The sequence below is a fragment of the Rhodococcus sp. NPDC056960 genome (assembly GCF_042674125.1).
GTDB lineage: Bacteria > Actinomycetota > Actinomycetes > Mycobacteriales > Mycobacteriaceae > Rhodococcus_F.
Window position 1 is genome coordinate 170,500 of sequence record NZ_JBHURF010000014.1, and the last position, 13,572, is coordinate 184,071.

The 13,572-nt window shown below is 61.9% G+C and carries 14 protein-coding genes and 1 pseudogene; 5 read left to right on the top strand and 10 right to left on the bottom strand.

Annotated features, from left to right (window positions below):
- Nucleotides 1–392 precede the first annotated feature (392 nt).
- Nucleotides 393–1,203 (bottom strand): annotated as a pseudogene (locus tag ACFTWF_RS23160) (ATP-binding protein).
- 1 nt (nucleotide 1,204) lies between these two features.
- Here ACFTWF_RS23160 and ACFTWF_RS23165 point away from each other — a divergent pair.
- Entirely contained in the window at nucleotides 1,205–1,504 is a 300-nt protein-coding gene (locus ACFTWF_RS23165; RefSeq protein WP_378463617.1) for a hypothetical protein, read from the top strand.
- Nucleotides 1,505–1,745: 241 nt separating this feature from the next.
- Here ACFTWF_RS23165 and ACFTWF_RS23170 read toward each other — a convergent pair whose 3' ends face one another.
- The 7 genes from ACFTWF_RS23170 to ACFTWF_RS23200 form a co-directional block, all read right to left on the bottom strand.
- On the bottom strand, nucleotides 1,746–2,537 hold the full coding sequence (locus ACFTWF_RS23170; RefSeq protein WP_378463517.1) for a crotonase/enoyl-CoA hydratase family protein: 792 nt from the start codon (nucleotides 2,535–2,537) through the stop codon (nucleotides 1,746–1,748).
- 40 nt (nucleotides 2,538–2,577) lie between these two features.
- Nucleotides 2,578–3,030, bottom strand: a complete 453-nt coding sequence (locus ACFTWF_RS23175; RefSeq protein ID WP_378463518.1) for a MaoC family dehydratase — start codon at nucleotides 3,028–3,030, stop codon at nucleotides 2,578–2,580.
- A complete protein-coding gene (locus ACFTWF_RS23180) occupies nucleotides 3,030–3,767 on the bottom strand; it encodes an SDR family oxidoreductase (protein WP_378463519.1) in 738 nt (245 codons plus the stop codon). Before ACFTWF_RS23180 ends, ACFTWF_RS23175 begins: the two co-directional genes overlap by 1 nt.
- 33 nt (nucleotides 3,768–3,800) lie before the next feature.
- On the bottom strand, nucleotides 3,801–4,943 hold the full coding sequence (locus tag ACFTWF_RS23185; protein WP_378463520.1) for a thiolase family protein: 1,143 nt from the start codon (nucleotides 4,941–4,943) through the stop codon (nucleotides 3,801–3,803).
- A gap of 255 nt (nucleotides 4,944–5,198) precedes the next feature.
- Nucleotides 5,199–5,825 (bottom strand): 3,4-dihydroxy-2-butanone-4-phosphate synthase, encoded by a 627-nt coding sequence (locus tag ACFTWF_RS23190; RefSeq protein ID WP_378463521.1) that lies wholly within the window; start codon nucleotides 5,823–5,825, stop codon nucleotides 5,199–5,201.
- On the bottom strand, nucleotides 5,822–6,319 hold the full coding sequence (locus ACFTWF_RS23195) for a flavin reductase family protein (RefSeq protein WP_378463522.1): 498 nt from the start codon (nucleotides 6,317–6,319) through the stop codon (nucleotides 5,822–5,824). Before ACFTWF_RS23195 ends, ACFTWF_RS23190 begins: the two co-directional genes overlap by 4 nt.
- 34 nt (nucleotides 6,320–6,353) lie before the next feature.
- Nucleotides 6,354–7,547: an acyl-CoA dehydrogenase family protein gene (locus ACFTWF_RS23200; protein WP_378463523.1), complete on the bottom strand. Its 1,194-nt coding sequence runs from the start codon at nucleotides 7,545–7,547 to the stop codon at nucleotides 6,354–6,356.
- A gap of 489 nt (nucleotides 7,548–8,036) precedes the next feature.
- Between ACFTWF_RS23200 and ACFTWF_RS23205 the strand changes: the two genes are divergently transcribed.
- Entirely contained in the window at nucleotides 8,037–8,183 is a 147-nt protein-coding gene (locus ACFTWF_RS23205) for an FAD-dependent monooxygenase (protein WP_378463609.1), read from the top strand.
- Here the strand turns inward: ACFTWF_RS23205 and ACFTWF_RS23210 are convergent.
- The gene (locus tag ACFTWF_RS23210; protein ID WP_378463524.1) at nucleotides 8,180–8,845 is read right to left on the bottom strand and encodes a TetR/AcrR family transcriptional regulator; all 666 of its coding nucleotides are present in this window, start codon (nucleotides 8,843–8,845) and stop codon (nucleotides 8,180–8,182) included. The two genes, ACFTWF_RS23205 and ACFTWF_RS23210, sit on opposite strands and share 4 nt — an antisense overlap.
- Nucleotides 8,846–9,027: 182 nt before the next feature.
- Between ACFTWF_RS23210 and ACFTWF_RS23215 the strand changes: the two genes are divergently transcribed.
- From ACFTWF_RS23215 to ACFTWF_RS23225, 3 genes are read left to right on the top strand one after another with little or no spacing between them, the layout of a single operon-like run.
- Entirely contained in the window at nucleotides 9,028–10,260 is a 1,233-nt protein-coding gene (locus ACFTWF_RS23215; protein WP_378463525.1) for a DUF3500 domain-containing protein, read from the top strand.
- 33 nt (nucleotides 10,261–10,293) lie between these two features.
- Nucleotides 10,294–11,136 carry a cupin domain-containing protein gene (locus tag ACFTWF_RS23220; protein ID WP_378463526.1) on the top strand — a complete coding sequence of 281 codons (843 nt, stop codon included), beginning with the start codon at nucleotides 10,294–10,296 and terminating at the stop codon, nucleotides 11,134–11,136.
- Nucleotides 11,133–12,809: a class I adenylate-forming enzyme family protein gene (locus ACFTWF_RS23225; RefSeq protein WP_378463527.1), complete on the top strand. Its 1,677-nt coding sequence runs from the start codon at nucleotides 11,133–11,135 to the stop codon at nucleotides 12,807–12,809. Before ACFTWF_RS23220 ends, ACFTWF_RS23225 begins: the two co-directional genes overlap by 4 nt.
- Nucleotides 12,810–12,909: 100 nt before the next feature.
- On the opposite strand, the gene ACFTWF_RS23230 is transcribed toward ACFTWF_RS23225, so the two are convergent.
- Nucleotides 12,910–13,317, bottom strand: coding sequence for an HpcH/HpaI aldolase/citrate lyase family protein (locus ACFTWF_RS23230; RefSeq protein WP_378463528.1), 408 nt, complete (start codon nucleotides 13,315–13,317; stop codon nucleotides 12,910–12,912).
- Nucleotides 13,318–13,572: the final 255 nt, after the last annotated feature.

The following is a 13,572-nucleotide window of genomic DNA, read 5'->3' on the forward strand; positions in this document are numbered from 1 at the left end:
TGCCACTCGAAGTCGACCTCGTGACCAGGCTTTCTAATCCAGCGATGTCGAGCACCCCGCAGCCACCGGGTTTTGCGCAGTCGATGGCACGCCAGCCGTCTTCGCTGTTCCAGAACCAGAAACCGCCACGTGAGTAATCTGCCGATGATGCAGGAAGCTCTCACCGGTCAGCGATCTCAGAAGGTGACGAGCACGAAATCACCCCAGCGCACCGTAGAACGCGACCAGAGCCTCGGCCGTAAAGCAGAGAAACGGGAATGAGCAAGATTCACTGACAAAAAGGACGATCGACTGTCACAGGAGATCAACTCACCGCCCGGGGGGCGGGGTCTGTCGCTTGCCAGGGTGATGGGACCACCTCGTTGCCACGAGCATGGGACCACCCGAAGGTGTCATCGAGCATCGGCCTCCCCTTCTGAACTGTCAACCGCGCCATGCCCCAGACGGGTGCGTTGCCGGTAGGACGGGCCCTCGATGACGTGGGTGTGCGCCGAGGAGGTGAGCCGGTCGATCGCCGACTGCGCCAGCAGGGCATCGGTGGTCATCGACAGCCACTCAGGGGCCCTATTCGAAGAGACGGTCGTCGCCTTGCGGCGATGACGCTCCACGACCAACTCGTAGAAGTCGTTGGTCTCGGTCGCGTTCAGGGGCAGCAACGCAAAATCGTCGAGGACCAGGAGATCGACGGTGGCGATGCGCCGCATCTCCGCCTCGACCGAATTGTCCAGCCGGGCGGCGCGCAGACGGGCGAACAGTTTGTCGGCGCGGGCGCAGAGCACCGTTATCCGCCGCCGGATCGCGACGTGCCCGAGCGCGGTCGCCAGATGCGTCTTGCCCACCCCAACCGGACCCAGAACCAGAACCGAGTGGCCGGCCTCGGTGAACCGCAGCGACACCAGATCCGACAGCAGGGATCGGTCGTAGCGGAGGTCGTCGAGGGCGTTCCAGGTGTCGATCCGCATCGACTGATCGAGGCCGGGCTTTCGCCGACCGCAAAGTGGCCGAGCGTGATTCCCGCCGTGATACCTCGTCGGCGAGGAGCAGTTCCAGGAACGCGACGTGGCTGAGTTGGTGTGGGCGGGCCAGGGCGAGTTGCTCGGGCAGGGTGTCCCTGAGGGCGCCGAGTTTGAGAGCCTTGAGGAGGGCGATCAGGTCGGCGCCGATCGGATCGACCGGCCCCGCGGGTGCGGGTGGGGTGGTCATCGTGTCTCCCTTCGTGTCGGGGTTGCCGCCGAGGATCACCGTCAGGTGCCCGGTCCTCTCGGTGGCGACGCCGGTCCTCTCCGTGGCAACGCCGGTCCCAGAGGTGGCGGGGCCGGTCCTGTCGGTGGCGAACTCGGCGGGGTCGCGGGTGAACCGGGACGGTGCCGCCGACCCGGCGGCCGGCAGCAGCGGTGTGGTGGTCTCGGTGGCGCGTTCGAGCATCGAGGCGATCTTGCTCACCGACACCACATCCAGCTCCAGCGCCGTGCTGCAGACGGACTCGACCGGGCCGAGCCCGTAGCGGCGGACCAACCCGAGCAGCCGGTAGACCGCCCGCATCCGAATCCAGGGCAGCGGATCGTCGAGCAGTCTTTCGGCGTAGATGCCGACGCAACGGCCGTGCCCGGCGCAGGTGGCGATCAGCCGATCCAGGTCCCGCATCGCATATCCGACCTTCTCGGTGGGCAGATCCTCCGGATCGGTGCTGCGCCCGCCGGCGGGCTGCCGCGAACCTCGGAATGCTGCGCCTTTTCCGCAGTGATTCAGGCCCCGATCCAGCGTGGTGCACGTTTTTCTGCGAAAGCTGTCGTGCCTTCGTGCGCGTCGGTGCTGGCCATGATCTGCGCGAGCGCGGCATTGTTGGCCGACCAGGCGTCAGGGCTCCAATCGGATCCATTGTCTCGCCGTCGGCTCATGATCGATTTGCTCGTCGTCACGGCCACCGGTGCGTTCGCGGCGATCATGTGGGCGAGTCGAAGAGATTCCAGCAGAACATCATTCGGCTCGACGACGGCATTGACCAATCCCCACCGCAGGGCTGTTTCGGCGGACAGTGGTTGGCCGGTGAGTATCGCGTGGGCAGCAATCTTCGGTGGGATCTGGTCGGGCAAACGGAGCAAGCCGCCGGCTCCGGCAATGAGTCCGCGGGTGACCTCGGGCAGTCCAAGGGTAGCCTCGCTGCTGATGACAGCCAGGTCGCAGGCCAGTACGATTTCGGTACCGCCGCCGAGTGCGAATCCGTTCACAGCCGCGATGACCGGCTTGTCCACGTACTGTTGCACCACGCCTGCAAATCCCCATTCAGGGTGTGCGTCGGAGAGAAAAGATCGCCCTGCGGCGACTGCCTTCAAGTCCGCGCCGGCGCAGAAGGCCCGACCGGCGCCGGTGATGACCGCAACCCTCAGTTCTTCGTCCGTCGCGAAATCGCGCAACGCTGAGCCGACAGCGGTCGATACGTCACTGTTGACGGCATTCATCGCGTTCGGTCTGTTGATCGTGATCACGCACACGTGTCCGTGGACTTCTGCGAGTGCGAGTGGTGCAACGCTTGTCATTCTTCACTCCATGTGATGTCGAAAGATAGTGCGCGTCAACTTATTCGAACAGGACACGAACAAGCACATCAGCGACGCATGCGGGCTTCGAATATCCCTTGATCTCCACCGTCATGCGAATGGTCACCTGAAATCCGCCGGCGACGGGCGATACAGAGGTGATCTCGCCATGACCGCGCAGCTCCGAGTCCACCGGTACCGGGTGCGGAAACCGGACCCGCTCGGTACCGTAGTTGACCATCATCTGCGCGCCGTCGGGATGGAAGAGCTCGTCCAAGAAGGCGGCGACGAGGCTCAGTGAGAGGTAGCCGTGCGCTATGGTCGTGCCGAAGGGGCCCGTCGATGCGCGCTCACGATCGACGTGGATCCATTGGTGGTCCTCCGTCGTATCTGCGAAGGCATCTATTCGATCCTGGTCGATCACAACCCACCGGCTGTGGCCGAGATCGGTGCCGACTTCCTGGTCGAGAAGCTGTGCAGCCAATGCGGTCATCAGATCGAGATCCCGCCGTCGACCGGGAGCACGACTCCGGTGATGTAGCCCGCTTCGGCGGAGGCGAGGAATCCCACAGCGGCAGCCATCTCGGCCGGGTCGGCGAACCTTCCCAGAGGGATCGCCGCCGCGAGTTCGGCCTTCTTGGCGTCAGGGATCGATGCCACCATGCGTGTCTCCGCATTGGGCGAGATGGCGTTCACGGTGACTCCGAAACGGGCGAGCTCCTTGGCAGCCGTCTTGGTGAAACCGATGATTCCCGCTTTTGCGGTCGCGTAGTTCGCCTGGCCGATGTTGCCTCGTAAGCCGGTGTAGGAGGTCACGTTGATCACCCGGCCGAAATTCTTCTTCCGGAAGTGCGGGATGCACGCCCGAGTGAGCCGAAAGGTGCCGCCTGCGTGGATCGCGAGCACGTCGTTCCAGTCGTTGTCGTCGATTTTCCACATCACGTTGTCGCGGAGGATTCCGGCGTTGTTCACCAAGATGTCGATGCGACCGGTGTCGCCGACGACGGCGGCGACCGCTCGCTCCACGTCCTCGGTGTTGCTGACGTCGGCGGCTACCGAGCGTGCACCGATGTCGGCGGCAGCTTTGGCGGCCTCGTCGGCGTCGTAGTCCAGTAGGTACGTGATTGCGCCTGCTGAGACGAAGAATCGGCCTAGTTCGAGCCCGATTCCCCGGGCGCCGCCCGTGACGATGACTGTCTGTTCGCTGAAATCGTAAGTGAGAGTACGCAAGAGTAGTTCCTTATGTCGTTGGTCGGGAAGGTGTCAGAGAAGTTCGACGATGGTGGCGTTGGCCTGTCCGCCGCCCTCACACATGGTCTGCAGACCGAATCGGATGTTCTCCTGCTGCATGTGATGAATCATCGTGGTCATCAGCCGAGCACCCGACCCGCCTAGCGGATGGCCCAGTGCGATCGCACCACCACGGGGGTTGACCTTCGAGAGATCGACATCGAACTCGGTTGCCCACGCAAGGGGAATGGAAGCGAATGCCTCGTTCACTTCGAAGACGCCGATGTCGCCGATGCTCAGGCCCGACCTCTTGAGGATTTTGGCGGTGGCGGGGATGGGGCCGGTGAGCATCGGCATCGGCGCCGACCCGACGACCGCCACACTGTGGATTCTGGCGATCGGGTCGAGACCGGCGCGGGACGCGGCGTCGCTGGTCATCATCAGCAATGCTGCGGACCCATCCGAGATCTGCGACGCGTTGGCAGCCGTGATCTTCCCGTCCTCGTGGAACGCAGGACGCAACCCTCCGAGCTTTTCGACGGTCCCGCCGCGGCGGATTCCTTCGTCGGTATCCACCTGACCGCTGTTGGTGTCGATGGGAGCTATCTCAGCGGAGAACGATCCACCGTCGCTAGCTTTTGCCGCTCGCTCGTGCGACTCCACTGCAAATTCATCGAGACGCTGCCGAGACAAAGCCCACTGGTCCGCAATCATCTCCGCTCCGATGCCCTGATTCGGTGCATCCTCGCCATAACGCTGTCGGTATCGAGGACCGAATGGGTTGCCGGTTGCTTGTGCGGACCCCATGGGTATACGTGACATGCTCTCGACGCCACCTGCGACCACGACGTCGTAGTGTCCGGCGATCAGACCGGCGGCAGCGAAATGGATCGCTTGCTGAGAGGATCCGCATTGGCGGTCCACCGTCGTTCCCGGCACCGACTCGGGCCATCCTGCAGACAACACCGCGGTGCGAGCGATGTCGAATGTCTGTTCGCCGACCTGACTGACGCACCCCCACACCACGTCGTCGACCTGTGCAGGGTCGATTCCAGTTCTGCGGACAAGGGCGTCGAGTACGTGCGCGGACAGATCTGCCGGGTGGACCGAGGACAGCGCGCCGTTCCTCTTGCCCACCGGGGTACGGACAGCGGCGACAATCACTGCGTCGTTCATTGTTTGTTGCTCCTAGTGCATTGGGTCCGTGCCACAGCGGCAAACCTGTGTCTCGAGAACGGGCACCGAACCCGGTATGACCCCAAGACCGCCGGATGGTGTGCCCGATACCGTCTGCAGCGAAAGCGTTAAGTTACTAAACAATCGGTAAGTTCGAATTGGCATCCCCGTACCAGCGCCTGTCAAACGCACCAGGCGCTGGTACGGGCGTGCTGTAGACGCCCGGGTGCCGAGCCGGTACGCGCGTCCGGGGCGTCAGTTGCGGTTCGAGCGTGAGGAGAGAGCGAGGATAGCAAGCTCGTGCGTTGCGGCGAAGTGGTAAGCCTCTTCGGCGTCCATCATTTCGGTGGGGTAGCGGACACTGACCAGTTCGGTGGCGACGGCTGCGGCCCCGAGGCCGGAGATCGATGCTGCCTTCAGTGCGACACCGCTCGCCGTCGTCGGCTCCGCCGCGTCGTCGACCGCGACAACCATCACATGTCCAGGCCGGACGAGGTCCGACACCTGGGACTGTTCGGCCGCAAGGATTCGGGCCGTGCGGGATCTGTCGAGCGCCGAAATCCCGGTAGTTATACCGGTTGCGGCGTCGACGGAAACACACATCCGTTCGGCGGTGGTGCTGAATGATGGGTCCATGTACGGGATCGAGAGATGTTCGGTGCGGGCGTAGGGGAGTGCGACGCGCAGGAGTCCGGAACCGTGCCGTATGGCGAATGCTGTAGTGGCGGTGGTGGACTGCGATGCAGCGTAGAACAGGGTTGCTGTGCCGTTCAGGACGACCACGACACTTCGCCCCTCGACCAGAGCCGCATGCGCGTAGGAACGAAGATAGTCGTCCTTCGAAACAAGCGAAGTGCGTCGCTCATCCAGCAGTGTGGTCATGGAAGCCTCCTGAACGCGGATCCGTGGAATACGAGGGGGTCGGAGTCGAGATCGGAATTGTGAGCGTGGACGCGCAGAACGACGATGTCGTGGTCGCCTGCTCGGTGTTCGGCGAACACCGAGCATTGCATCCAGGCTGAGGCCCCCTCGAACAAGACGGCATCGGAATCTGTGGGTATCAGGTCGACACCGTCGAACCTCTTCGATCGATCGCCCGAGGACAGCTGACGACATAGGGCGTCCTGTTCGCTGCTGAGGACAGACACGCCGAGGCGTGCTGCTGTCTTCAGCTGCGGCCACGTCTGAGATGAGTGCTGTACAGCGAACATCACCAAAGGAGGATCCAGTGAGACCCCAACGGTGAACGACGACGACACCAGGACGAGGGCTACCCCATCGACCTCGGCCGATATCGCGGCCACGCCGGACGGGTAGTGGCCGAAAGTGCTTTTCAAGGTCAATGTGTCGGTTGCTGGCGATAGTGACATGTGCATGGCCCTCTTCGCTGTGTCTAGGTCCGGCGGGTGGTCAGATGAGGGTTGGGTCCGGTTCGAGTCCGAGAAGGTGTCGGCCGAGGATCTGCATGGCAGAGTCGGTGTTGAAGTGGGTGTGCCCGCCGACGGAATGTAGGTCGCGCCAGAAGCGTTGGAGTACGTCCTTCTCGTAGTAGATGCTGGCGCCGGCGCCTTCGATGAGGTGTTCGACGATGCGAACCGCTTCGTGGCCGACGTACGCGTCGTCGACGCGCCACCACATCGCGACCTCGGGATCGATTGCGAGGTTGTGGCGGACGTGTTCAGCAACGTCGTTCCAGCGTTTCTCCATCAACGCGACGATGGCTCGTGTGCGCATCGCGGCCTCGGCCAGCCGTACCTGGGCCAAGGGCGAGTCCTTGAGTGCGACGCCCGACAGTGCTGCTTTGCGGGTCGATAGTTGGGTTCTGAAGAGTTCCACAGCCGCTTCTGCGCCGCCGAGTGCGACCGGAGCGAAGATGATCGGGAAGATGACCAGGAACGGCAGCGTGTACAGCGGGTTGTCGTACTGCGATCCGTCCGCGGGTTCGACCGACAGGCCAGGTCCACCGAGTCGGTACTCGGGAACGAAGATGTTGTCTACTGCGAAGTCGTGGCTGCCGCTTCCGCGCATCCCCGATACTTTCCAAGTGTCTTCGATTGTGAAGTCCGACTTGGGAATCAGGGCCCAGTAGGGTGCGAGTTCTCCGGTGTCAGGCGCGGGAACCTTGATCAGTGCCATGACCCAGTCCGCGGCGGTGATGCCGCTGGCGAAGCGCCACCGACCGCTCACGGTGAACCCGCCGTCGACCGGTTGTGCGACTCCGTCGTCGAACAGTGCGGTCGCCGAGGACACGATGGCATCGGGGCCGAGTACGCCCCAGATCTCGTCCTGGACGCGCTTGTCGAACTTGCTGAGCACGAAGCTGTGGGCGCTGGCCAGACCGGCGACCCACCCCGCACTCATATCCGCAGTGGACAACAGCCGCAATGCCTGCAACCAGTCGAAGACATCGTGTTCGAGCCCTCCATGCTCGCGGGGAACCAGGGCGCGAACCAATCCCAGTTCCTTGATCAGCTCGATGGTTTCGGGAGTTTGTTGCCGGCCGTCCTCGGTGGCGCGAGCGCGGCCACGCACGTCCTCGAGGTGTGGGCGTACCGCGTCGGTCAACGACACGACATCCACGCGGTCTGCTGACTGGGTAGTCATAGCTTCCTCCGGGGAATTACTAAACAGTTGGTAAGTTGAGTGTGCTTCAGGGCTACCGCGCTGTCAAGGCCCGCGAATTTTCGCCCTCGAGTGTCAGGGCAAACCCGCGGTAACCGCTGTTCACAACGTCGTCGCAGATGTCGCGGTACACGTGAACCCCGGCCAGGAACAGGAGGCACACCCGAGGCTTCCCTGGGACGTTGGCACCCATCCGTCATGAATCGATGCCGGCGAGTTCGGGGTGTTCGTCTTGTCGGCCGCCGAGCGCAGTGCTTCAAGCACCTTCTTGGCAAATGTGATGAATCTATCGGTAAACTCCACTTACCGTTTGTTTAGTAAGGGTCTGGCGCGGCCGACGAGATCGGTGCAATCCCGCAAATCCTGACCACGACCGCTCGACGGTCAGGCACACCTCACACCCCCCTCATTTCCCTGACGGGTCGAACATTAGGGCGTGAACCAGTGAAAGAATTCGTTACCGAAGTCCTGGTGGTCGGGGCCGGCCCAGCTGGTCTTGCCGCCACCGCACTTCTGGCCCGGCAGGGCGTTGCAGCGATCACGGTGTGCAAATATCAGAGCACCGCCAACACCCCGCGCGCGCACATCACCAGCGCTGTCAGGGGTTCGACATGCTAGGAGACGCGGGGGTTGTGCCGGGGGCACGAGAGGTCGGACTCTCCTGTGCAAGAGATTCCCGCTACCACGTAATCCGCCATGCGGCGCGCGGCTTCAACTGGCTTCAGTTGACCGTCGGGGTGATACCAGTTGTGAACGGCGTTGGCTGTTGTGAACATGGCGATCGATGCGAGGTCTAGATCGGCTTTAGTGCACGCGGTCCCCTCCGCCACGGCCTCGGCCAGGAGATCCCGGACGAACTGTTGCGTCTTGTCGCGGAGTGCGACGACCTCTTGTCGGTTTTCGGCGCTGAGATGATCGAGGTCGGTGTACACAACCGTGGACTTCTCGAAGAACTCGAGGTTGACCTGTATATGACCGACGAAGTAGTTCCACAGGCGCGTCTGCGCGTCACCGACGAGCGCCTTCGCGCTCTCGAGGTTTTCGAGGTTGATGACATGCATCTCGCGGATGATCTCGTAGAGAAGTTCTTCTTTGCTCGCGAAGTAGTAGTAGAGAGCAGCTTTTGTGACGTCGAGCTCCTCGGCGATGTCGCCGACAGTCGCGGTGTCGTAACCGCGTCGGTAGAACACCCGCGCCGCGGCATCGATGTAGTCCTGTCGTCGACCCCCGGCCGACGACTTGGAGCTGCGAGACGATCGTTGTCCGGTGGTCGACGCCATGTTCGTCTCCTCGAGTTCGACGCTGTTCCTCGTCATCACGAACGCCAGTTCGATCGGCGTTCGAGAGTACGTCACCGAATCTGCCCTTGACACTTCGGCGTGGAGAACGTAACACTTACCAAGTGTTTAGTAAAGGTCGGTGATGAGGTGGCGTACACGTTTGATCAGGACAGGAGAGTCCGATGACCGCCTACAACGGGTTCAATTCTCGGCCGCTGGGGCTACCGCTGGCCGCAGGCAAGGTCGACTTCGGTAACGGGGCAGGAGTGCAGCAAATGCTGGGTCTCCTAAACGGTGCCGCTCTGCCTCAGGTGGAGGAGAACGCCGCGCAACCGTTCGTCGGCGTCACTACGGACGGGCAACCGATCAAGGGACTCTTCGGCCTGTGCGACGAAGGATTCGAAAGCGGGCCGGCAACCGACGCAGCTCGTGCCTACCTCGATGCGCTCACGCCGGACCTGCGACAGAAGGCCACATCGCCGATCGACAGCGCCGACTGGCGACTGTGGATCAACGCTTTTCTCACGTTCAGCGAGCACGGTCTACGTTTGGAAGACCTCGGAGAAGGTCAACGGAACGCGGCCTTGCAGGTCATTCGCGCGTCTCTGGGTAGTACCGGATATCGCCGAGTCCGCGGAGCGATGAAACTCAATGGCGATTTGGGCGAATTCCTCGGGGCTTATTTGGACACGCTTACCGAATTCTCGTATTGGTTCACGATCTTCGGAGATCCCTCCACAGAGGATCCGTGGGGATGGCAGCTCGCTGGACATCACGTCGACGTGCATTGCTTCATCGTCGGACAGCAAGTCGTTCTGACACCTACCTTTCTCGGTACGGAGTTCCGCGGGGAACAGGTGTTTCAAGAGCATCGCGACACCGCACTCGAGTTCATGGCGAACCTGACTGGCGAACAGCGCGCGCAGGTGATCAAATACCGATCCATCCTCGCCGAGAATCTGCCGCCTGAGCTGAACGGACCAGTTGACGGTCGCCATCGTGCGGGAGCGGGCCAAGACAATCTGGTCTTGCCGTACGAAGGTCTCCGAGGTGATTCACTCAGCACCGGACAGAAGGAACTGCTGCTCACTCTGGTCGATCCCTATCTCGATCTACTCCCCGATGCACCCAAGGAGTTTCGCCGGGCCCGAGTCGCCGAGTTCCTCGACGACAGCTGGTTTGCGTGGATTGGAGAACACGAGAGCGACAGCCCGTTCTACTACAAGATGCACAGTCCCGTGGTGCTGGTGGAGTACGACAACCATCCTGGAATATTCCTGGACAACGACGAACCGGAACCCTTCCACGTGCATACCATCGTTCGCACCCCCAACGGGGGCGACTACGGGAAAGACCTTCTGGCGCAGCATTATGCAGCGCACGATCACCTACATCATCATCACCATTATCACTGACCTAACCAGTACGCGACAGTAGGGATAATTGACATGGACTACGTCCGCAAGTTCGACGACGAGAAGGCATTCGACACCGGATTTCCCGGGTACCGCGCGCAGTTCCTCTCCTCGTTGGAGAGCACCCTGTTCATCCACAGCGTGATTCAGCAGGACGGGTGCGGTCCTGGACTGCATTATCACCACAGCGACCAGCTGTACTTCCTTCTCGAGGGCACCATGAATGTCCAGCTCGGTGAGGATGTAACCACTGCCGGGCGAGGGTCGCTCGTGTTTATTCCTGCAGGCCTTCCGCACCGAAACTGGAACGATGGACCCGGTACGGAACGGCACTTCGAGATGATCATCCCACGTCCCGGCCCGGGCGCGCCGCTCGCGTATCCTGTCGATTCTCCGTCCGATGTCCCCGAGGATCGGCGCGCGACGCAACGTGCGTACATCCGGCAGATCGATGAATCGGAGTTCGTCGAACCCATGTCGGGTTTTCGACTGCAACCGCTTGCCGACCCCAGCACGGGGTCGCTTCAGGCGGTCGTCAACTATGCCGAGGTTGATTCGGGATCGGCAGGTCCGGGCATGCACATTCATCCGTTCGACCAGTTCTATCTCGTTTTGGAGGGCGAGTTGACGGTAGAGGTCGCTCTCGAAAAGCACACCGTCGGGGAGGGCGCTTTGGTGGTGCTGCCGGCAGGAGTACCGCACCGGCAGTACAACAGCAGCAGTGCCACCGAGCGGCACTTGGTCGTCCTCTCACCGACGCCAGTGGAAGGAGTTCCATGGGACGAGGGCGTCGACTTCGTCTCGAACGGGGAAACCCACAACGGCCCCAATAGTTTGACGCCGGCCGAGCCAGTAGCCTCGCACGTGACCCGATGAGCACGAAAGCGAACGAGAACGTGGACGTGCGGCCGTGGTTGCGTTCGTATTCTCCAGGTGTTCCGGCTGATCTCACACCCGCGTTTTCCGAGATGCTGACTTTGTTCGAGGCCACGGTCCACGAGGTGGGTGACGCACCGGCGATCCTGTACTTCGACGGCGCGGTGTCTTTCACCGAACTGGACCGCAGATCCGACAGCATGGCCGCGTATCTGATCGAAAACGGCTTCGCCGCAGGAGATCGGCTGGCGATCTATCTGCAGAATGACCCCGGTTTCATCGTGTGTCTTCTTGCCGCGTGGAAGGCCGGGGGGGCGGGCGTCGTCATGAACCCGATGTACCGGGTCCGTGAGGTGACGTACCTTCTCGCTGACTCGGGCGCCACGTTCCTGGTGTGCGATGAAGGCCTGTACGAGGAGGTCATAGCCCCCGTGCTGGATTCCGGTGAAACACGGCTCGACCACGTGTTGGCGAGTTCTCCTCGCGACCACCAACAACGCGATGACTCGCGGGTGCTGGGGCCCGACCGAGAAATACCGGGCGTACAGAAGCTCTCCGAAGTCAGCGGAGAGGATCGTGAACTGCAGACGAGGCACCGAGCGGACTCCGACGACCTCGCTGTACTCATGTATACCTCGGGCACCACGGGTAAGCCGAAAGGCGCGATGATCACCCATGGATCCCTGGCCTTCTCGAGTCAGACGTACCGTGACTGGATCGGTCTCGGAGCTTCGGATCGAATTCTGGGTGTGGCGCCGCTGTTTCACATCACCGGACTCGTCGGGCATATCGGCGTCGGACTACTGACCGGTGCAGCAGTAATTCTCGGACACCGATTTCATCCAGACGTGGTCCTGGATGCGATTCGAGAACACCGACCCACTTTCACGGTCGGCTCGATCACTGTGTTCAACAATCTGTCGAGCCGGGATGACATCACGCTGGACGACTTCGCGTCGTTTCGCGCAGTCTTCTCCGGTGGTGCACCCATTCCCCCATCGCTGCGTGACTTCGTGCGCGAACGCACCGGTTTGTTGATCCACAACCTCTACGGGATGACCGAGACCACGAGTCCGGCAATCGGAGTACCCCTGGGGAATCTTGGTCGTGTCGATCCCGAATCGGGAGCTCTGTCAGTCGGCGTCCCGGTCTTCAACACTTCGGTCCGAATCGTGGACGAGGAGCGAAATTCGGTGCCCCCGGGCACGGTTGGCGAAATCGCCGTATCAGGTCCCCAGGTAATAGCCGCCTATTGGCAACGCCCGGAGGAGACCGCAGCGAAGATCGTGGACGGCGAGATCGCCACCGGTGACGTGGGTTACATGGATGAGGACGGATGGGTCTATCTGGTCGACCGCAAAACGGACATGATCATCGCGTCGGGATACAAGGTGTGGCCGCGGGAAGTGGAGGACGTGCTCTATTCCCATCCTGCTGTCCGTGAAGCCGCAGTTGTCGGTGTGCCCGACAAGTACCGCGGCGAGACGGTCAAAGCTTTCGTTATTGTGAAACAAGGCGTGAGTTGCACCGAAACGGAGCTCATCGACTTCTGCAAGTCGCAGATGGCCGCGTATAAGTACCCACGGATCATTCAATTCACCGGCGATCTTCCGAAATCCGTCACCGGAAAGATTCTGCGGCGCGACCTCCGTGTCGAAACAAAAGAAGGATGACAACGAAAGTGTCCCGGACAAATGGGTTGTCCGGGACACTTCACAGGCGCTCGGCCGGTCGTCTTCGGAATGCGAACCCTCGCCGTGTTACCGGTCCCGGTCAGTCGGTGACAGATCCCCGACGCGTCAATATTCGCCGGGCATGGTGGATCACAGGTGCATCCATCATGCCGCCGCCCAGGCTGAACACGCCGCGGTTCGACCGCGCAGGGTCAAGAATTCTTTCCGCCCAGTCGATCTCGTCGACAGTCGGTGCGAAAGCGTCACGTATGACCGGTATGTGGGTTGGATGAATCGCGACCTTGCCGTCGAAACCCACTGCCACTGCCACTGCCGCTGCGTTGTTCGCCTCGCCGCGCACATCGTCGTATCCGTCGGCGCCAACCGACACCGGATGGTGTCGAGCACCTGCAAGGACGCATGGACTGCGGCCGCGGTCCACGATGCTTTGGGGGGGATCGACCGCGATCATCACCCGAGTTCCACATTCGCCAACGACCTTCTTCATCAGTCCCTCCTCGACTCGACACTGTCGGGTAGCGAGGAGGGCACACCAACTTCCGGCTTTGCAGGCCTCTCTTCAGCCACTCCGCGCCGTCGGTGCCGACCGGGGCGCAGGCCGTCTAGGAGCCAGCCTCGAGCGGCGGCAGGTATGGGGCGAGCAATCCCGTTCGGTACCTAGGAGATCATGGCTGCAGACCGCGATCTCTTGGGGCAATTGAACAAGTTGGTATGGAGGTAATGGCTGGGGCCTCGCGCCACA

Excerpts from the sequence above, each read along its gene's own strand:
- ACFTWF_RS23170 (WP_378463517.1), bottom strand. The coding sequence starts at position 2,537 with ATGACAAGCGTTGCACCACTCGCACTCGCAGAAGTCCACGGACACGTG.
- ACFTWF_RS23175 (WP_378463518.1), bottom strand. The coding sequence starts at position 3,030 with ATGACCGCATTGGCTGCACAGCTTCTCGACCAGGAAGTCGGCACCGAT.
- ACFTWF_RS23185 (WP_378463520.1), bottom strand. The coding sequence starts at position 4,943 with ATGAACGACGCAGTGATTGTCGCCGCTGTCCGTACCCCGGTGGGCAAG.
- ACFTWF_RS23190 (WP_378463521.1), bottom strand. The coding sequence starts at position 5,825 with ATGACCACACTGCTGGATGAGCGACGCACTTCGCTTGTTTCGAAGGAC.
- ACFTWF_RS23195 (WP_378463522.1), bottom strand. The coding sequence starts at position 6,319 with ATGCACATGTCACTATCGCCAGCAACCGACACATTGACCTTGAAAAGC.
- ACFTWF_RS23200 (WP_378463523.1), bottom strand. The coding sequence starts at position 7,547 with ATGACTACCCAGTCAGCAGACCGCGTGGATGTCGTGTCGTTGACCGAC.
- ACFTWF_RS23210 (WP_378463524.1), bottom strand. The coding sequence starts at position 8,845 with ATGGCGTCGACCACCGGACAACGATCGTCTCGCAGCTCCAAGTCGTCG.
- ACFTWF_RS23215 (WP_378463525.1), top strand. The coding sequence starts at position 9,028 with ATGACCGCCTACAACGGGTTCAATTCTCGGCCGCTGGGGCTACCGCTG.
- ACFTWF_RS23220 (WP_378463526.1), top strand. The coding sequence starts at position 10,294 with ATGGACTACGTCCGCAAGTTCGACGACGAGAAGGCATTCGACACCGGA.
- ACFTWF_RS23225 (WP_378463527.1), top strand. The coding sequence starts at position 11,133 with ATGAGCACGAAAGCGAACGAGAACGTGGACGTGCGGCCGTGGTTGCGT.
- ACFTWF_RS23230 (WP_378463528.1), bottom strand. The coding sequence starts at position 13,317 with ATGAAGAAGGTCGTTGGCGAATGTGGAACTCGGGTGATGATCGCGGTC.